The organism is Methylobacterium sp. A49B (assembly GCF_053346215.1).
The window spans coordinates 16,691-34,297 of the sequence record NZ_JBKFBO010000147.1; the positions used below are offsets into that span (position 1 = coordinate 16,691).

15 protein-coding genes are annotated in these 17,607 nt (G+C 69.9%); 11 read left to right on the plus strand and 4 right to left on the minus strand.

Features of this window, described 5'->3' with window-relative positions; genetic code table 11:
* Positions 1 to 99 precede the first annotated feature (99 nt).
* Positions 100 to 588: an Lrp/AsnC family transcriptional regulator gene (locus ACLBX9_RS30230; protein ID WP_010683874.1), complete on the minus strand. Its 489-nt coding sequence runs from the start codon at positions 586 to 588 to the stop codon at positions 100 to 102.
* A gap of 197 nt (positions 589 to 785) precedes the next feature.
* Between ACLBX9_RS30230 and mdeB the strand changes: the two genes are divergently transcribed.
* The 6 genes from mdeB to ACLBX9_RS30260 all read left to right on the plus strand — a co-directional run bounded on the left by mdeB (position 786) and on the right by ACLBX9_RS30260 (position 8,600).
* The gene (gene mdeB, locus ACLBX9_RS30235) at positions 786 to 3,467 is read left to right on the plus strand and encodes an alpha-ketoglutarate dehydrogenase (RefSeq protein WP_447721516.1); all 2,682 of its coding nucleotides are present in this window, start codon (positions 786 to 788) and stop codon (positions 3,465 to 3,467) included.
* A gap of 76 nt (positions 3,468 to 3,543) precedes the next feature.
* Positions 3,544 to 4,956 (plus strand): 2-oxo acid dehydrogenase subunit E2, encoded by a 1,413-nt coding sequence (locus ACLBX9_RS30240; RefSeq protein WP_447721517.1) that lies wholly within the window; start codon positions 3,544 to 3,546, stop codon positions 4,954 to 4,956.
* An 11-nt stretch (positions 4,957 to 4,967) separates the two neighbouring features.
* Positions 4,968 to 6,713, plus strand: coding sequence for a dihydrolipoyl dehydrogenase (lpdA, locus tag ACLBX9_RS30245; protein WP_447721518.1), 1,746 nt, complete (start codon positions 4,968 to 4,970; stop codon positions 6,711 to 6,713).
* Between the two features lie 330 nt (positions 6,714 to 7,043).
* Positions 7,044 to 7,643: a hypothetical protein gene (locus ACLBX9_RS30250; protein WP_447721519.1), complete on the plus strand. Its 600-nt coding sequence runs from the start codon at positions 7,044 to 7,046 to the stop codon at positions 7,641 to 7,643.
* A gap of 34 nt (positions 7,644 to 7,677) precedes the next feature.
* Positions 7,678 to 8,088 (plus strand): DUF2147 domain-containing protein, encoded by a 411-nt coding sequence (locus tag ACLBX9_RS30255; RefSeq protein ID WP_010683869.1) that lies wholly within the window; start codon positions 7,678 to 7,680, stop codon positions 8,086 to 8,088.
* Between the two features lie 236 nt (positions 8,089 to 8,324).
* The gene (locus ACLBX9_RS30260) at positions 8,325 to 8,600 is read left to right on the plus strand and encodes a hypothetical protein (protein ID WP_010683868.1); all 276 of its coding nucleotides are present in this window, start codon (positions 8,325 to 8,327) and stop codon (positions 8,598 to 8,600) included.
* A gap of 72 nt (positions 8,601 to 8,672) precedes the next feature.
* Here ACLBX9_RS30260 and alaS read toward each other — a convergent pair whose 3' ends face one another.
* Positions 8,673 to 11,351: an alanine--tRNA ligase gene (gene alaS / locus ACLBX9_RS30265; protein ID WP_447721520.1), complete on the minus strand. Its 2,679-nt coding sequence runs from the start codon at positions 11,349 to 11,351 to the stop codon at positions 8,673 to 8,675.
* Positions 11,352 to 11,581: 230 nt separating this feature from the next.
* On the opposite strand from alaS, the gene ACLBX9_RS30270 reads away from it, so the two are divergent.
* From ACLBX9_RS30270 to ACLBX9_RS30290, 5 genes are all read left to right on the plus strand, one after another.
* Positions 11,582 to 12,748, plus strand: coding sequence for a transglycosylase SLT domain-containing protein (locus ACLBX9_RS30270; protein WP_447721521.1), 1,167 nt, complete (start codon positions 11,582 to 11,584; stop codon positions 12,746 to 12,748).
* A gap of 120 nt (positions 12,749 to 12,868) precedes the next feature.
* Complete coding sequence (locus tag ACLBX9_RS30275) at positions 12,869 to 13,465, plus strand: response regulator (protein ID WP_447721522.1); 597 nt, start codon at positions 12,869 to 12,871, stop codon at positions 13,463 to 13,465.
* Positions 13,466 to 13,785: 320 nt separating this feature from the next.
* Complete coding sequence (locus ACLBX9_RS30280; RefSeq protein ID WP_447721523.1) at positions 13,786 to 14,715, plus strand: transglutaminase family protein; 930 nt, start codon at positions 13,786 to 13,788, stop codon at positions 14,713 to 14,715.
* Positions 14,716 to 14,782: 67 nt separating this feature from the next.
* Complete coding sequence (locus ACLBX9_RS30285; protein ID WP_010683863.1) at positions 14,783 to 15,601, plus strand: transglutaminase-like domain-containing protein; 819 nt, start codon at positions 14,783 to 14,785, stop codon at positions 15,599 to 15,601.
* Positions 15,602 to 15,728: 127 nt separating this feature from the next.
* Positions 15,729 to 16,376, plus strand: coding sequence for a L,D-transpeptidase (locus ACLBX9_RS30290; RefSeq protein WP_010683862.1), 648 nt, complete (start codon positions 15,729 to 15,731; stop codon positions 16,374 to 16,376).
* Between the two features lie 90 nt (positions 16,377 to 16,466).
* On the opposite strand, the gene ACLBX9_RS30295 is transcribed toward ACLBX9_RS30290, so the two are convergent.
* Both ACLBX9_RS30295 and ACLBX9_RS30300 read right to left on the minus strand, forming a co-directional pair.
* Positions 16,467 to 16,835 (minus strand): hypothetical protein, encoded by a 369-nt coding sequence (locus tag ACLBX9_RS30295; protein WP_447721524.1) that lies wholly within the window; start codon positions 16,833 to 16,835, stop codon positions 16,467 to 16,469.
* A gap of 133 nt (positions 16,836 to 16,968) precedes the next feature.
* Positions 16,969 to 17,457, minus strand: a complete 489-nt coding sequence (locus tag ACLBX9_RS30300) for a phasin (RefSeq protein ID WP_010683860.1) — start codon at positions 17,455 to 17,457, stop codon at positions 16,969 to 16,971.
* Between the last annotated feature and the right edge of the window lie 150 nt (positions 17,458 to 17,607).

Sequence of the window (17,607 nt, forward strand, 5' to 3'; positions counted from 1 at the left end):
GCGGCCGGGCCAGGCCTCCGCACGAGAGACCGGGATGTCTCAGACTTTAAATCGTGGGTTTGTCGGCGGTCCTGATCTGTCGCTTTCGACCGAAAGCGTTCAGCGGGTCAGGTGCCCGAGCGGCAGGGCGGTCGTGTACTTCACCTGCCCCAGAGCGAAGCTCGAGCGGATGTTGGCGACGCCCGGGATCCGCGTGAGGTGGTCCAGCACGAGCTTCTGGTACTGGCCGAGATCCTCCACCACGACGCGCAACATGTAGTCGGCCTCGCCGCTCATCAGGTAGCATTCCATCACCTCCGGGCGGTTTCGCACCGCTTCGTCGAAGGCCCGGAGCGCCGCCTGGGTCTGCTTCTCCAGCGAGACGTGGACGAACACGTTGACCGCGAGCCCGAGGCTCAGCGGGTCGACCACCGCGACGCAGCCGCGGATGATGCCGGCCTCCTTCAGGTCGTTGACCCGGCGCCAACAGGGCGACGTCGAGAGGCCGACCTGCTCGGCCAGCTCCGCGATGCTGATCTCACTGTCCTGCTGGAGCCGTTCGAGGATGCGCAGGCTCGCGGCGTCGAGCGTTCCCGGAGCTTGAGCCATGCGCGTTCTCCGCCTGCCTTGGATCGATCATAGCGTCGGGCCGCACCACGCGGGCCGCGCCACATCCGGAACGGTTTGCCGAAGAACCGTCACTCAGAGGTTGATTGATCCGCCATTCGGCGCAAGGAAGCAAATAATCGGTATGTCACGCCTCCGGGATGCTCGTATGATCCGGCGCCACAGGGGAGGCCGCGCCGATGAACGCCATACCGCCGAAAGCCACCATCGCGCGGTCCGCCGAGGTCGATCACGACCCGGCCGAGACCCAGGACTGGCTCGCCGCGCTGGAATCGGTCTTCCGCACCGAGGGTGCGGCCCGGGCGCGGTTCATCCTCGACCGCCTGGAGCGGCGCTCGAAGGAGATCGGCATCCTCGATGAGGCCCTGCCCTACTCGCCCTACCGCAACACGATCGCGCTGGAGAAGCAGCCGCGCTACCCGGGCGACCTCGACATCGAGGAGCGCCTGACCTCGATCATGCGCTGGAACGCGCTCGCCATGGTGGTCCGCGCCAACATGGCCTACGGCGAGCTCGGTGGCCACGTGGCGAGCTACGCCTCGGCGGCGGAGCTGTTCGAGGTCGGGTTCAACCACTTCTTCAAGGGCGGCACGGACGGCGATCTCGTCTACTTCCAGCCGCACTCGGCGCCTGGCGTGTACGCGCGGGCCTTCCTGGAGGGACGGCTCTCCGAGGAGCAGCTGAAGCACTACCGCCAGGAGATCGCCGGCGACGGCCTCTGCTCTTACCCGCATCCCTGGCTGATGCCGGATTTCTGGCAGGTCCCCACCGGCTCCATGGGCATCGGCCCGATCCACGCGGTCTACCAGGCGCGGTTCATGCGCTACCTCGGCGACCGCGGCCTCGCCGACACCACCGGCCGGCATGTCTGGGGCGTGTTCGGCGACGGCGAGATGGACGAGCCCGAGTCGATCGGTGGCCTGGCTCTGGCGGCGCGCGAGAGTCTCGACAACCTGACCTTCGTGATCAACTGCAACCTGCAGCGGCTCGACGGGCCGGTGCGCGGCAACGGGCAGATCATCCAGGAACTGGAGAGCCTGTTCCGGGGCGCCGGCTGGAACGTCATCAAGGTGCTGTGGGGCTCCGAGTGGGACGGGATCTTCGCCCGCGACACCAACCACGCGCTGCTGCGGCGCTTCGCCGAGACGGTCGACGGCAAGTACCAGACGCTGGGCGCCAAGGACGGCGCCTACAACCTCGCGCACTTCTTCGGCGAGGATCCGGAGGTGCGCGAGCTCGTCGCCCATATGTCGGACGCCGATGTCGACCGGCTCAAGCGCGGCGGCCACGACTTCCGCAAGCTCTACGCGGCCTTCGCGGCCGCCAAGGCCACCAAGGGCCGGCCGACGGTGATCCTGGCCAAGACCAAGAAGGGCTACGGCATGGGCGGCGCGGGCGAGTCGCGCATGACCGCCCACCAGGCCAAGAAGCTCGACGTCGACGCGCTGCGCGCCTTCCGCGACCGCTTCGCCCTGCCGCTGTCGGACGCGCAGGTGGAGGGCCTGGCCTTCTACAAGCCGGCCGAGGACGGCGCCGAGATGCGCTACCTGCGCGAGCGGCGCGAGATGCTCGGCGGCGTCCTGCCGGCCCGCCGCCGCACGGCGCCGACGGTCCCGGTTCCGGAGCTCTCCACCTACGCGGGCTTCGCCCTCGAGGCCGCCGGCAAGGAGATGTCGACCACCACCGCGGTGGTGCGCCTGTTCGGCAACCTCCTGAAGCACAAGGATCTCGGGCCGCGCATCGTGCCGATCGTCGCCGACGAGGCGCGGACCTTCGGCATGGCCAACCTGTTCCGGCAAGTCGGGATCTACGCGCCGCAGGGGCAGCTCTACGAGCCGGAGGATGCCGGCTCCATGCTCTACTACCGCGAGGCCCGGGACGGGCAGCTCCTCGAGGAGGGCATCACCGAGGCCGGGGCGATCTCGTCCTGGACGGCGGCGGCCACGTCCTACAGCGTCCACGGCCTGTCGATGCTGCCGTTCTACATCTACTACTCGATGTTCGGCTTCCAGCGGGTCGGCGACCTGATCTGGGCGGCGGCCGACCAGCGGGCCCGCGGCTTCCTGATCGGCGCCACGGCGGGCCGCACCACCCTCGGGGGCGAAGGGCTGCAGCACCAGGACGGGTCGAGCCACATGCAGGCGGCCGCGATCCCGAACTGCCGCGCCTACGATCCGGCCTTCGCGTACGAGATGGCGGTGATCGTCGATCGGGGCGCCCGGGCGATGATGGAGGAGGGCGAGGACGCCTTCTACTATCTCACCGCGATGAACGAAAACTACGCCCAGCCATCAATGCCGCAGGGGGCGGAGGCCGGCATCCTGAAGGGCATGTACCGCCTGTCGGGACCGGAGGCCGGACAAGGAAGCGCCGCTGTGCGGCTCCTGGGCTCCGGGGCGATCCTGCCGGAGGTGATCGCGGCGGCGACGATGCTCGCGCAGGATTTCGGCGTCGCGGCCGAGGTGTTCAGCGTGACGAGCTTCAGCGAGCTGGCCCGCGATGCCCGCGAGGCCGAGCGGCAGGCGATGCTCAACCCGGAGGCCGAGGCGCCGGTCAGCCACGTGGCGGCGTTGCTGCCGGGCACAGCGCCCATCGTCGCGGCGAGCGACTACGTCCGGGCCTACCCGCAGCTGATCGCCTCCTACGTCGGCGCGCGCTTCGTCACTCTCGGCACCGACGGGTTCGGCCGCAGCGACACCCGAAGCGCGCTCCGCCGGTTCTTCGAGGTCGACCGGCAGCATGTCGTCATCGCGGCCCTGCACGCGCTCGCCGAGGCCGGCACGGTGCCGCGCGCCACAGTGGCGGACGCGCTCCGCCGCTACGGCATCGCGGCGGACGCGCCCGCGCCGTGGACGATCTGAGGCAGGACGCCCCGTCGCGGGGACGCCGCTTGTCCCGCCCCTTCTCCGAACGCCCGACCCACGGAAATCCGCCCGCATGAGCGCCGCGCTGCAGATCGCCCTTCCGGATATCGGCGACTACCGGGACGTGCCGGTCATCGAGCTTCTGGTGAAGCCCGGCGACCGCCTCGCGGTGGACGACCTGATCCTGAGCATCGAGTCCGACAAGGCCACCATGGAGGTCCCCTCCCCGGTCGCCGGCATCGTGCGCGAATTATTGGTCGCGGTGGGCACGAAGGTGTCGGAAGGGACGCCGATCCTGACGGTGGAGCCTGTGGAGGGTAACAACCCAGATGCGACGCGCGACCTCCCTCCTCCCTCTGCGGGGGAGGATGGCCCTCGCGTGAGCGAGGGTCGGGAGAGCGGAGCGCCGACTCAGGATAAGGCCTTTGCCTCCACGCAGGCCGAGTCCGCTTCTGCACCCGCGCTCCCCTCTTCCGGGATTTCACCCCAGCCCAACATCCTTCGGGGACCACCCTCCCCCCCAGAGGGGGGTGGGAAAATGAGCGTCTCGCCCGACCAGCCGATGGCCGCGACCCGCGGCGACGTGCATGCCAGCCCGTCCGTCCGCCAGCTCGCCCGCGAACTCGGCGTGAGCCTCGACGGCGTGCCGGCGACGGGGCCCAAGGGCCGGATCCTGCGCGAGGACGTGCACGCCTTCGTCAAAGCAGCCCTCAACGCACCAGCCCCGACGCCCGCGGCCGCCTCCGGCATCGGCGCCGGCCTCCCGCCGTGGCCGGAGGTGGACTTCGCCAAGTACGGGCCGGTGCGGCGCGAGCCGCTGTCGCGCATCCAGAGCCTCTCGGGGGCCAATCTCAGCCGCAACTGGCTGACAATCCCTCACGTGACCAACTTCGACCGGACCGACGTCACCGAGATCGAGTCGTTCCGCGTCGGGCTCAACAAGGAGACGCGCACGCCGCCCGCCCGGGTCACCATGGTGGCCTTCCTGATCAAGGCGGCGGCCTCGGCGCTGCGCGCCTATCCGCGGTTCAATTCCTCCCTGGAGGGCGGCGACCTCGTGCTGAAGGACTATGTCCATGTCGGCTTCGCGGTGGACACGCCCAGGGGCCTGATGGTGCCGGTGGTGCGCGACTGCGACCGCAAGGGCCTCATCGAGATCGCCACCGAGATGGCCGCTATGGCCGAGAAGGCCCGGGCCGGGACGCTGGCGGGCTCCGACATGCAGGGCGGCTGCTTCTCGGTCTCCTCGCTCGGCGGCATTGGGGGCGACGGCTTCACGCCGATCATCAACGCCCCCGAAGTCGCGATCCTGGGCGCCGCGCGCTCCCGGACGGAGGCCGTCTGGGACGGCAAAGCCTTCCAGCCGCGCCTGATCCTTCCCTTGAGCCTGTCCTGGGACCACCGTGTGGTCGATGGCGTCGCCGCCGCCCGCTTCCTCGGCCACGTGGCCTCGGTCCTGTCCGACCTGCGCCGCGCCCTGCTGTGACCGCACCCGCCATGCCCGAGACCCACGACATCCGCGTTCCCGATCTCGGGGATTACGCCGACGTGCCCGTCATCGAGATCCCGGTGGCACCCGGCCAAGTGGTCGCCAAGGACCAGACCCTGCTGGTGGTCGAGTCCGACAAGGCGACGCTGGACATCCCCTCCCCCATCGCCGGCCGCTTGGTGGAGATGCTGGTCGGCCTGGGCGACAAGGTCTCGGCCGGCACGCTCGTCGCCCGTCTCGCAACCGGGGCGCCTGCGCCGGCGGCCGAGGCTCGGCCGGATGCCCCGGCGGCGGATCCGGAACCCCGGTCCGCAGCGGCCGAGACCCGTCCCCCTCCGGGCGAGGGCGGCGACGCGGCCTGCGACGTCCTGGTGATCGGCGGCGGCCCTGGCGGCTACGCGACCGCCTTCCGCGCCGCCGATCTCGGCCGGCGGGTGGTCCTCGTCGAGCGCGACGCGACGCTCGGCGGGGTCTGTCTCAATGTCGGCTGCATCCCCTCCAAGGCGCTGCTCCACGTCGCCGCGGTGACCGAGGAAGCCACGCGCCTTGCCGCGCACGGCATCAGCTTCGGTGCCCCGTCGGTGGACTTGGAGAAGCTCCGGAGCTTCAAGGCCGGCACCGTCCGCCGCCTCACCGACGGGCTCGCCCAGATGGCGCGCCAGCGCAAGGTCGAGGTGGTCCGCGGCACCGCGCGCTTCACCGGACCGAACACGGTCTCGGTCGCGCTCCACGCGGGCGGCGAGCGCAACCTTCCCTTCACGCGCGCCATCGTGGCCGCGGGCTCGTCTCCGGTGGCGCTGCCGATGCTGCCGGAGGACCCGCGGATCGTGACCTCGACGGGCGCCCTGGAGCTGCCCTTCGTGCCGAAGCGGCTGCTGGTGATCGGTGGCGGCATCATCGGCCTGGAGATGGCGACCGTGTACAGCGCGCTGGGTGCCCGGGTCGACGTGGTCGAGCGCCTGCCCAACCTGCTGGAGGGCGTCGACCGCGATCTCGTGGCGGTGTGGACGAAGCGGAACGCGCACCGCTTCGACCGGGTCCTGACCGGCGCCGAGGTCGTGTCGGCCAGTGCGGGGCCTGACGGCATCACGGTCGTGCTGGCGGGCGACGCCGAACCGCAAACCTACGACCTCGTGCTCCAGGCGGCGGGCCGACGCCCGAACGGGGCGGGCCTGGGCCTCGACGCGGCCGGGGTGTCGGTGGAGAACGGCTTCGTGTCCGTCGATGCGCAGATGCGGACCGGCGTGCCCCATATCTTCGCCATCGGCGACCTCGTCGGCCAGCCGATGCTCGCCCACAAGGCCGTGCATCAGGGCCATGTCGCCGCCGAGGTGGCGGCGGGGCACAAGGCCGGCTTCGACGCCGGCGTGATTCCGTCCGTGGCCTACACGGATCCGGAGATCGCCTGGGTGGGTCTGACCGAAACCGCCGCCAGGGCGGCCGGCCGGTCCGTGGAGGTGGCGCGCTTTCCCTGGGCGGCCTCGGGCCGGGCCATCGCCAACGGCGCGGATTACGGGGTGACCAAGCTGCTGTTCGACGCGGGGACCAAGCGCGTCGTCGGGGGCGCCATCGTCGGCCCGAGTGCGGGTGACATGCTCGGCGAGATCGCACTCGCGATCGAGATGGGCGCGGATGCCGCCGATATCGGCCGCACGATCCATCCGCACCCGACTCTGGGCGAGACGATCGGCCTGACCGCCGAAGTCGCGCTCGGTCTCTGTACCGACCTCCCCGCCGCGACGCGGCGGGCCTGAAGTTGTCATGACGGAGATCGCTTCCGACATGTCCGGCGGCGACACGTGATCAGTGCCGACGCCACGCGGCCGTCTCGACCGACCGGCTTTTCCTAATTAGATCTCGCGCCTAGCCGTCAGGCTCGGCCGTGGTGATCGCTCCCTTCGCGGTGTCGGGCCAAGCCTCGCGTCTTCGGCCGCTCCGCTGGAGCCGGGACTTCGTTCGGGAGGATGCGTGTCGCGATGCCGTGGTGCTATGGATGGCTGCCCCGACGATCGGTCTCGACTGGACTTCGGGCTGACCGCGGGCTCGCCTCGCAGCGGGACAGCTGGCCCCTTCCTGTCGTCCTGGTGTTCGCTCTGGCATTGCTGGCGGTGAACGTGCCGCGCGCTGCCCTGGCGCAAGCTGCGGTCGCCCCGGATCCGGAGCCCGGCTCACACGACGCCGCACTGATCGAATCGCTGCGAAGCCGGATCCTGGCCGCCCACAGCGCGACCTTCGCCCTTGAGAGCTGGTGCGCCGACCACAATCTGGCTGCGGATCCCCATCTCGTCGCCGAGCGCCTCCCGGGACCCGACAAGCCGCTCACCGCCGCGCAGCGGTCCCGGCTGGCGATCGGCCCGGACGAGCCTGTGCGGTACCGGCGGGTCCGGCTCGCCTGCGGGAACCGCGTCCTGTCGGAGGCGGACAACTGGTACGTCCCGGCCCGGCTGACGCCCGAGATGAACGCCGTCCTCGACGGCACCCGCACGCCCTTCGGCCGGGTGGTCCGAACCCTGGCGCCGGTGCGCAATACGGTCGCGGTGCGCGGCCCGAGCGCGGACGCGGTGCCCGGGCCCACCGACCCGCTGTTTGAGATCGACGCCGTGCTTTCCACCGGAGCCGGACAACCGTTCTGCGAGGTGGTGGAGACCTACTTGGGCAGTGCGCTGCCGCAAGCTTCGCGGTAAGCAGGCGCGTAAGACGACGAACGGGAGGGACGGGATGCGTTTCGAAGTACGTCCGGGGATCCTGGCCGCGCTGGCGGCTGTCCTACTGGCCGGCTCGGCCCAGGCTGCCGATCCTTCGGGGACGTGGCTCACGGAGACAGGCACGTCGCGGGTCCGGATCGCGCCCTGCGGCGGCGGCTTCTGCGGCACGATCGTGAGCGCCCCCGGCAAGGGTCTGGACGCCAAGAACCCAGATCCGGCCCTGCGCGAGCGCAGCGTCGTCGGCATCCAGATCCTCAGCGCGCCGCAGGCCGACGGGGCCGGGTTCAGCGGCACGCTCTACAACCCGAACGACGGCAAGACCTATTCCGGCTCGCTTAAGCTGACCGGGCCCAGCACGCTGGAGGTGGCGGGCTGCGTGATGAGCGTCTTCTGCAAGCGGCAGACCTGGACCCGGGTCAAGTAAAGCTGGCGGGTCGGCAATCGGCGCTCATGGCCGTGGCGCCGCGGGCACGCTCGCCTGCGGTGATGATCTGCATCTGCGCCTGCCGATGGATTGCGCGGGTGTTGCTTCCGGCTGTCGGGACGGGCCCAGATCGTTGCTGTGACGATCGATGCGGATTCTATCCGCCGCGTCGCAACAACGCGGGATCAATCGCGCGCGATTCAAGTTCTCCGGATCTGGACCCAACAAGGATTCCCATGATCCGCACCGTTTTCGCCGGTTTCCTGGCCCTCGCGTCCGTGGCTCCGGCCGCCGCCCAGACTGTCGACAGGCCTGTCGCACCAGGTCCTCAATCGCCGGGGGTGGTGAGCCAACAGCCGAATTCGACCGGCAACGATCCGGCCGTCACCGTCTCGCCCACCGGCCGACCGGCCGATACGATCTCCACCGACTCGGCGGCGGCGGGCAATGCCGGCCAACCGTCGCGGGTGGCGCCGCAGGGCAGCGGCGGCAGCGGAGGCGGCAGCAAGTAAGCTGGGAACGGCCGTCCCGTCACGCGTTTCCAGCCCGCACCGGCAGCGGTGCGGGCTTATCGAACGCGAGGCTCAGGCGGCCTCGGTCAGCGCCTGCTCGACGGCGTCGAGGGCCGCTTCCGCGCCCGCGCCGTTGGGCCCGCCGGCCTGGGCCATGTCGCGACGCCCGCCGCCGCCCTTGCCGCCCAGCGCCCCGGCGCCGGCGCGCACGAGGCCGACCGCGTCGTAGCGCTCGGTCAGGTCTTCAGTGACGCCGACCACCAGCCCCGCCTTGCCGTCCGGTCCCACGCCGACGACCGCCACGACGCCGGAGCCCAAACGCTTCTTCTCCTCGTCGACGATCGGCTTGAGGTCGCGCATGTCGAGGCCCTCGACCACCGAGCGTCGGAAGGCGACGCCGCCGACCTCGGATTGCCGCGCACCGGAGCCCGGCCCCGCCTCGCCGCCCATGGCCAGCTTGCGGCGGGTGTCGGCAAGTTCGCGCTCCAGGCGCCGCCGGTCCTCCATCAGCGCGGTCAGGCGATCAGGCGCCTCGGTGACGGGCGCTTTGAGGATGCCGGCCAGCGCAGCCAGCGTCCGCGCCTCCTCGGCCCGGTGGTGCCGCGCCGCGTCCGCCGTCAGCGCCTCGATGCGGCGCACCCCGGCGCCCACCGCGCTCTCCGCCACGATGGTGATCGCACCGATGTCGCCGGTGCGCGCCGCGTGTGTGCCGCCGCAGAGCTCCACGGAGAATTTCTTCGGCCGGCTCTGACCGACCTCGCCGTCGACGGGCAGGCCCATGGAGACGACCCGCACCTCGTCGCCGTACTTCTCGCCGAACAGGGCCCTCGCGCCGGACGCGATGGCGTCGTCCACCGCCATCAGTTTGGTGACGACGGGTGCGTTCTGGAGAAGCACCGCGTTGGCGATGTCCTCGACGCGGGCGAGTTCGTCCGCCTCGATCGGCTTCGGATGGCTGATGTCGAAGCGCAGGCGCTCGGGGCTCACCAGCGAGCCCTTCTGGGCCACGTGATCGCCCAGTACCTGCCGCAGGGCCTCGTGCAGGAGGTGGGTGGCCGAGTGGTTGGCGCGGATCGCCCGGCGGCGGGCGTGGTCGACCTTCAGCTCTACCGGCTGCTCGAGGCTCAGGCTCCCCTCCTCCACCGTGACATGGTGGACGAAGACGTCGCCAAGCTTCTTCTGGGTGTCGGTGACGCGTGCCCGCAGACCCGGCGCCACGATCAGTCCGGAATCGCCGACCTGACCGCCCGATTCCCCGTAGAACGGCGTCTGGTTGACGAGGACGAGGCCGGTCTGGCCTGCCTCCAGGCTCTGCGCCTCGGCGCCCTCGCGCAGCAGTGCCGTGACGATGCCCTCGGCGGTCTCGGTCTCGTAGCCCAGGAACTCGGTGGCGCCGACGCGCTCGCGTAGGCCGAACCACACCGTCTCGGTGGCCGCCTCGCCCGAGCCCTTCCACGCCTCGCGGGCCGCCTGCTTCTGGCGCTGCATCGCCGCCGCGAAGGCGTCGGTGTCGACGCCGACGCCGCGGGCCTTGAGGGCGTCCTGCGTCAGGTCGAGGGGGAAGCCGTAGGTGTCGTAGAGCGTGAAGGCGGTCTCGCCGGAGAGCTTGTCGCCTTCCCGGAGGTCGCGGCTCTCGGCGCCGAGGATCGACAGGCCGCGCTCCAGGGTCCGGCGGAAGCGGGTCTCCTCCAGCTTCAGCGTCTCGGCGATCAGGCTCTCCGCCCGCATCAGCTCGGGATACGCCTGACCCATCTCGCGGACCAGGGTCGGCACAAGACGGTACATGGTCGGCTCACGGGCACCGAGGATCTCGGCGTGGCGCATGGCCCGGCGCATGATGCGGCGCAGCACGTAGCCGCGGCCCTCGTTGCCCGGCAGCACGCCGTCGGTCACCAGGAAGGAGGCGGCGCGCAGATGGTCGGCGATCACCCGGTATGAGGCGAGCGTCCCGGGCTCCGGCGCCCGCGAGACCGCGTGGGCCACGGCGTCGATCAGGGCGCGGAACAGGTCGGTGTCGTAGTTCGAGTGCACGCCCTGGAGGATCGCCGCCATGCGCTCCAGGCCCATGCCGGTGTCGATCGACGGTCGCGGCAGCGGGTTGCGCGACCCCGGCTCCAGCTGCTCGTACTGCATGAACACGAGGTTCCAGAATTCCAGGAACCGGTCGCCGTCCTCGTCGGGAGAGCCGGGCGGGCCGCCCTGCAGGGCCGGACCCTGGTCGATGAAGATCTCGGAACACGGTCCGCACGGGCCGGTATCGCCCATCTGCCAGAAATTGTCGGACGTCCCGATCCGGATGATCTTCCCGTCCGGCAGGCCGGCGATCTTCCTCCACAGCCCGGCAGCCTCGTCGTCGTCGGCGTAGACGGTCACGAGGAGGTTGTCGGGCTTAAGGCCGAACTCCTTGGTGATCAGCGTCCAGGCCAGCTCGATGGCGCGGTCCTTGAAGTAGTCGCCGAACGAGAAGTTGCCGAGCATCTCGAAGAACGTGTGGTGGCGCGCCGTGTAGCCGACATTGTCGAGGTCGTTGTGCTTGCCGCCAGCCCGCACGCATTTCTGCGCGGTCGTAGCCCGATCGTAGGCGCGCCTTTCCATCCCGGTGAAGACGTTCTTGAACTGCACCATGCCGGCGTTCGTGAACATCAGCGTCGGATCGTTCTTCGGCACGAGGCTCGACGAGGGCACGACCTCGTGCCCGGCCTTGGCGAAGTAGTCGAGGAAGGTCGACCGGATCTCGTTGACGCCGCTCATCAGGGCTGACTCTGGCAGGACACAGGGAAACCGGGCCGCCGCGCGCCACGCGCGCAGGACCCGCTTGGCGCCCTCTTAAGGAGGGATCCCGCGCGAGTCACGGTCGCCCTGCCGCGAAATCTCCTTCGGACGCCGCATCTCGGCCACAAGCGCGGCCGTGTTGTCGCCACATCTGTCAAGCGATGGTGTGTCCGTAGCGCCGCAGCGGCGTGTGGAGAGTCGGGATAACGATGCAGGGCCGCACGGTCGGATCGCCGAGGACTATCACCGGCAAGCAGGGCCATTTCGGCGCCGGCCGCGCCGACGTGATCGCCGCGCAACCAATGCTGGGTCGCGCCCATGGCAGCCGCCCCGCGCTGTTTCGCTCCCTGCTCACCGTCTCGCTGATCGCCGGTGGCCTCAGCGCCGCCCTGATCGGGTCAGGCGTCGATCTCGGCAAGGTCGGGCTCTCTCCGGCGGTCTCGACCGCGGAGGCCGCCACCGAGCTGCCGATGCCGCGGCCGCGGATCCACACCGTCGCCCTGGCCACCGGCCTTGAGCAGACGCCCCTGCGCGCCGCCTCTAGTTTTGCCGCCGTTCACGACCTCGATACCGACATCGGCTCGAACACGGTGGACCGCGTCTCGTACGATTTCCTCCTCTCCGAGAGCGCCGTCGGCGATCCGAACGACATCCTTGAATTCGGCCCGATGAAGATCCGGCGCCACCTCGTGCAGACGATCGTGCGGGCCGCTCAGACCGTGCAGACCGATCCGGTGCTGCTGATGGCGGTGGCCGACAAGGAATCGAGCTTCGTGACCGCGGTGCAGGCCAAGACCTCCTCGGCCACCGGCCTCTACCAGTTCATCGAGCGTACCTGGCTCGGCGTGGTGCGGGACTTCGGCGCCAAGTACGGGCTTGAGAAGGACGCCGCTCTCATCACGGCCGACGCCAACGACCGGCCGGTGATCACCGATCAGGCCGAGCGCGCCCGGGTGCTGGAACTGCGCCGCGACCCCTATCTCTCGGCGCTGATGGCCGGCGAGATGCTGAAGCGCGACGCGGCCCGCATCGCCCTGCGCATCGGCCGCGAGCTCACGCTGGGCGAGGTCTACCTCGCCCACTTCCTCGGGCCGGACGATGCGGAAGAGTTCCTCGCCAACGTCGTGAACAAGCCGGCGGCCGCCGCCGCCGCCCTGCTCCCGGGTCCGGCCAGGGCCAACCGCTCGATCTTCTTCGCCGCCGGGCGCTTCGTCGGGCGCGGCCGTCACCGCAAGCCCCTGAGCCTGTCGGTGGCCCAGGTCCACGAGAAGTTCGAGGCGATGATGAGCACCCGCGGATCGCGCTATCAGAACGTCCGGGCGGTCTCCGGCATCATGGCCTACGCGGACGCCGAAGCCGGCCTCGCCACACAGTAACCCCTCTGCGAGACGCTGCTGGATTCGAAATGTCCCGCGCAACCAGCGGCGGATTGCCGACTTTCCTCCCCAGGCGCCGCATCCTGGACTGGCATGAACGTTCGACTTCGGGGGGAGTCCTTGAAAAAGCATCAGACGAGCGCATTACCACCGCTCACCGATACGCTCTCACCGGGAATTCCGCTCGATCAGATCGGACGGACACTCGCGTCCTTCTACGATGACCTCGTCACGGAGGGCGTGCCCGAGCACCTCGCCGCCCTAGTGCGCCGCGTCCGCCAGACCGAGGGTGATGCGGTGGTCCCGCGCGAGCCGGAGGTCGCATCGCCCGAGGCCGGGCAGCCGCGCCTCGCCCTCGTGGTGGAGGATGACCCCGAGATCCGCGCCCTGGCCGAGACCCTTCTCGAGGAGACCGAACTCGACGTGGTCGGCTGCGACAGCGCCGAGGCCGCGCTGGCGGTGCTGCAGGCGCGCGGCGGAGACGTGGCCCTGGTCTTCGCCGATGTCCGGTTGGCCGGCGAGATGGACGGCCTCCAGCTCGCCCGCGCGGTGGCGACCCTCTGGCCGCGCGCCCGCTTGGTGATCACCTCCGGTCACGGATTGCCGCGGCCGGACCTGCCGGCCGAGGCGGTGTTCATCGCCAAGCCCTGGCGCCCGCTCGACGTGCTGGTGGAGGCCGAAAGGGCCGCCGCCGATCCGGCGCCGCCGGTGGTCTGAACGCGCCACGGCATCGGTCGACGTGCCGGTCGTCATTTCGGAACCGCGCAGCGGAGCCCAGGATCCTGAGCCGCCGATGCGCCGGATTTTCGCAGCTACTGCATTTCTGGGTTCCGGGTTCGCCTGCGGCGCCCTGGCAGGACGGGCCGGTTGATCGAATCGCCAGCGGTGTCTCCGGCGGGCGCCCGGCCTGTCTTATCGGTCTCGGAACAGAATCTTCTCAGAAGCGACGGCCCCGTCGCCTGCGGACGCGATACGCCGCTGGGCCCAAGCCTTGCATCACCATCCATCGCATCGGTGACAGCCCGGAGCCCGCGACGTTGCCGATCCTGTCCGTCCGTCACCGCACACTGTACCGGTACCGGCGTCCGGTTGCGTTCGGCGAGCACCGGATCATGTTCCGGCCGCGCGACAGCTACGATCAGCGGCTGATCGAGGCGACGCTCGACATCACGCCCGAGCCGGCCTCCCTGCGCTGGATGTTCGACGTGTTCGGCAATTGCGTCGCCGTGACGACCTTCGACACCCGCGCGGAAACGCTCACCTTCGATTGCGGCATCACCCTCGAACACACGCCGGAACACGCGCCGGTCTTCCCCCTGGCGCCCCACGCGACCCATTACCCATTCGGCTACGGCGCCGAGGACATGCCGGATCTGGCCCGCTCGATCGAGCGGCAATGGCCCGACCCGCGCCACGAGGTCGACGCCTGGGCGCGCGGCTTCCTGCCCGAGCAGGGACGCATCCCCACGCAGGAGCTGCTCGCCGACATGACGCGCAGCGTCCGGGCGAACTTTACCTATCTCGCACGCTCGGAGAAGGGCGTGCAGGATCCCCTGACCACCCTGCGCGGCAGGATCGGCTCCTGCCGGGACTTCGCGGTGCTGATGATGGAGGGCGTGCGAGCGCTCGGCATGGCCGCCCGGTTCGTCTCCGGCTACCTCTACAACCCCCGGAACGACCGCGCCCGCCACGTCGGCGGCGGGTCCACGCACGCATGGTTGCAGGTCTACCTCCCAGGCGCGGGCTGGGTCGAGTTCGACCCGACCAACGGCATCGTCGGCAATCGCGACCTGATCCGCGTGGCGGTGGCGCGCGACCCCGCACAGGCCGTGCCGCTGCACGGCTCCTTCTTCGGCCTGGCCAGTGACGATCTCGGGATGCGCGTCGAGGTCGACGTGGTCGCGCTGGCCGCAACCGACGTGACGACCCGCGGCGCGCACGGGTCGCCGCCCGGTCTGGCGCGTTGAGCCGTCGGACCCGGAACGAGCGTGCGTGGCGTCTCCGCGCGGCAGGCGACAGAGCAGGGTGGCCACGATGAAGATCAGGACGGGTTTCGATATCGCCTTCACGCTGTCGCAGCCGACCCCGATGATCCTGATGCTGAGCGTCCATCCCTCACGGATGGAAGATCTGCTGACGCCGCAGGTGCTCGTCTTCGACCCGCCGCTTGACGCGCATGAATACCGCGACGGGTTCGGCAACATCTGCCATCGGATCGTCGTGCCACCCGGACAGTTCACGGTCGCGGCGGATTTCACGGTCGCGGATTCCGGGCTGCCCGATCCCGTCGTGCCGGAGGCCCGGCAGATCCCGGTCCAGGATCTGCCCGACGACGTCCTCGTCTTCCTCCTGGGCTCGCGCTACTGCGACACCGACCGGCTCACGCAGACGGCGTGGTCGCTGTTCGGCGGCACGCCGGAGGGCTGGGCGCGGGTCCAGGCCATCGTGGACTACACGCATGAGCGAATCCGCTTCGATTACCAGCGCGCCGACGCCACCCGCAGCGCGCACGACGCCTTCATGCAGCGCGAGGGAGTGTGCCGGGACTTCGCGCATCTGGCGATCACGCTGTGCCGATGCATGAACATCCCGGCGCGCTACGCCACCGGCTACCTCGGCGATATCGGCGTGCCGAAGGATCCGGCCCCGATGGACTTCTCGGCATGGTTCGAGGTCTATCTCGACGGGCCGGACGGGCCGCGCTGGTACACGTTCGATGCCCGGCACAACCGCCCCCGCATCGGCCGCATCGTCATGGCCCGCGGCCGCGACGCAACCGACTGCGCGATCTCGACCAATTTTGGCTACGCGCACCTCGCGCGGTTCGACGTCCACACCGACGAAGCGGGCTGAGGGGCGCGACGCACGCTCAAGCCTATCTGCGTATTCCGCCGGACAGCAAATTCTCGGCGGATGTATGGAACTGCTTGCCTATGCTCACGCTTGTAATGGCAAAGGTTATTGCACAGGCAGGCCACTCATGAAGACCAGGGTCACCGCACTCGCCGCGCTCCTCGGCGTGACTGTTCTTGCCGCTACGCCCGCGCTCGCGGCGTCGTCCTACGATCCGTTCGGAACGGAGAGTGCCGACGACTATTATTCCGATCAGGGCCAGTACGGTTACCAGGGCACTTACGCCCCGGGTTATGGCCAAGGCGTGCAGGCTGCGCCGCAGGCGCAGGTCCAGCCGATTCCCCGTGAGATCGTGGCGTTCAACGCGCCCTACGCGCCCGGCACCATCGTGGTCTCAACCGCTGAGCGCCGGCTGTACTACGTGCTCGGCAACGGCGAGGCGATCCGGTACGGCGTCGGAGTCGGTCGCCCAGGCTTCAGCTGGAGCGGCACCAACAAGATCACCGCCAAGCGCGAGTGGCCGTCGTGGACGCCTCCGAAGGCGATGATTGCCCGGCGTCCCGACCTGCCGCGCTACATGGCAGGGGGCATCGAGAATCCGCTCGGCGCCCGGGCCATGTATATCGGCAGCACCGAGTACCGCATCCACGGCTCCAACGAGCCCGACACGATCGGGCAGGCCGTGTCTTCGGGCTGCATCCGGATGACCAACGACGACGTCACAGATCTCTACGAGCGCGTGAAGGTCGGCGCCAAGGTCGTCGTGCTGAACTGACCGCTGAGACTGCGGGCGCGGGACCCGCGCCTGACCCATTCCGTACAGTTCGGGCCGCGCCACCCCAGTCGGGTGCGCGGCCCTCTTATGTCAGGGGACGACCTGCCCGACCGCGGTCTGCGGTGGGCTGAACGAGGCGATCGGCAGATCGCAGAAGCAGCGCGCCCCAAGCGGCCGCGGACCGGGGAGCGGGCATGAAAACGGCTTCGGCCCGGACAGCCCCTGCTGGATCGCGTCGCAGTTGAAGCCGACGGGCCCACGCTCGGCGCGGCGCGGCGGCCGGCGGTAGCCACCCTCGTAGCCCGGATCCTCGTAGGCGGGGGCCGGCCCGTAGCCTGGCCGCTCGACATATTGGGCCCGTGCCGTCGTGCCGGGCAGCACGGCCGCGAGCGCCAGTGCCGCGACGCTCATGCGGAATGGTCGACGCAGGCCTGTCCGGCCGGAGGCAGTGAGGCGCATCCCTGAACCCTTCGCTCGGGGCGGATCCATCCCGTCCGCTCGGCGGCTGTCGGGGGCAATACGGGCGAAAACGAGACGGCCCGCTCCCGGGACCGGGAGCGGGCCGAGAGCCCCGTTTCGCTACAGACGGCTGTCAGTGCGACGCGCGCTCGGCGGCGTCCTGTGCGTTCTGCGCGGTCTGCTTGGCGGCGTCCTGGCCCTGTTCCATGGCCTTGCGCGCTTCGTCGGCGCCCTGCTGCATCGCCGACTTGGCGCGCTCGGCGCCCTGCTGCATCGCGCTCTGGGCGAGGCCGCTGAACTCCTTCGCCTGGGCCTGGATGGCGGCGAACTGGCTGCGGACGAACTCGGCCTGATGCTGCATCGCCTCCTGCACGTCCTTGGCGCGGACCAGCTTCTGCGCGAGATCGAAGGCCGCGTTCACGTTCTGCTCGGCGTACTCGAAGCCGCGAGACGAGACGTCAAGGGCGTTCGAGCGCGCCAGCTCGGCCGAGCCCTGCACGGTGTCGGCGGTGCGGCGAGCCGCGCCGATGAAGCTGTCGAAGGCCTTGCGCGCCTGCTCGACGCTCTTCTCGGCGAAATCCCGCATTTCGGCCGGAACTTCATAGTTCGGGGGGTTGCTCATGTACCGTCTCCTCTCGTCAGGAAGTCTGTGGATGGTGCTTTTTGCGGTGCAACATAACCGATTCGGCCCCATATGCCACCCGCGCTCATGGCGTTAAGGTTGACATGACGTAAACGTGTGACGGTTGGTGCGAGAGTCCAGCGTCGCGGC

Bases quoted from the DNA above. Each gene is read 5' to 3' on its own strand.
- ACLBX9_RS30230 (WP_010683874.1), bottom strand. From the start codon at position 588: ATGGCTCAAGCTCCGGGAACGCTCGACGCCGCGAGCCTGCGCATCCTC.
- mdeB (WP_447721516.1), top strand. From the start codon at position 786: ATGAACGCCATACCGCCGAAAGCCACCATCGCGCGGTCCGCCGAGGTC.
- ACLBX9_RS30240 (WP_447721517.1), top strand. From the start codon at position 3,544: ATGAGCGCCGCGCTGCAGATCGCCCTTCCGGATATCGGCGACTACCGG.
- lpdA (WP_447721518.1), top strand. From the start codon at position 4,968: ATGCCCGAGACCCACGACATCCGCGTTCCCGATCTCGGGGATTACGCC.
- ACLBX9_RS30255 (WP_010683869.1), top strand. From the start codon at position 7,678: ATGCGTTTCGAAGTACGTCCGGGGATCCTGGCCGCGCTGGCGGCTGTC.
- ACLBX9_RS30260 (WP_010683868.1), top strand. From the start codon at position 8,325: ATGATCCGCACCGTTTTCGCCGGTTTCCTGGCCCTCGCGTCCGTGGCT.
- alaS (WP_447721520.1), bottom strand. From the start codon at position 11,351: ATGAGCGGCGTCAACGAGATCCGGTCGACCTTCCTCGACTACTTCGCC.
- ACLBX9_RS30270 (WP_447721521.1), top strand. From the start codon at position 11,582: ATGCAGGGCCGCACGGTCGGATCGCCGAGGACTATCACCGGCAAGCAG.
- ACLBX9_RS30285 (WP_010683863.1), top strand. From the start codon at position 14,783: ATGAAGATCAGGACGGGTTTCGATATCGCCTTCACGCTGTCGCAGCCG.
- ACLBX9_RS30290 (WP_010683862.1), top strand. From the start codon at position 15,729: ATGAAGACCAGGGTCACCGCACTCGCCGCGCTCCTCGGCGTGACTGTT.
- ACLBX9_RS30295 (WP_447721524.1), bottom strand. From the start codon at position 16,835: ATGCGCCTCACTGCCTCCGGCCGGACAGGCCTGCGTCGACCATTCCGC.
- ACLBX9_RS30300 (WP_010683860.1), bottom strand. From the start codon at position 17,457: ATGAGCAACCCCCCGAACTATGAAGTTCCGGCCGAAATGCGGGATTTC.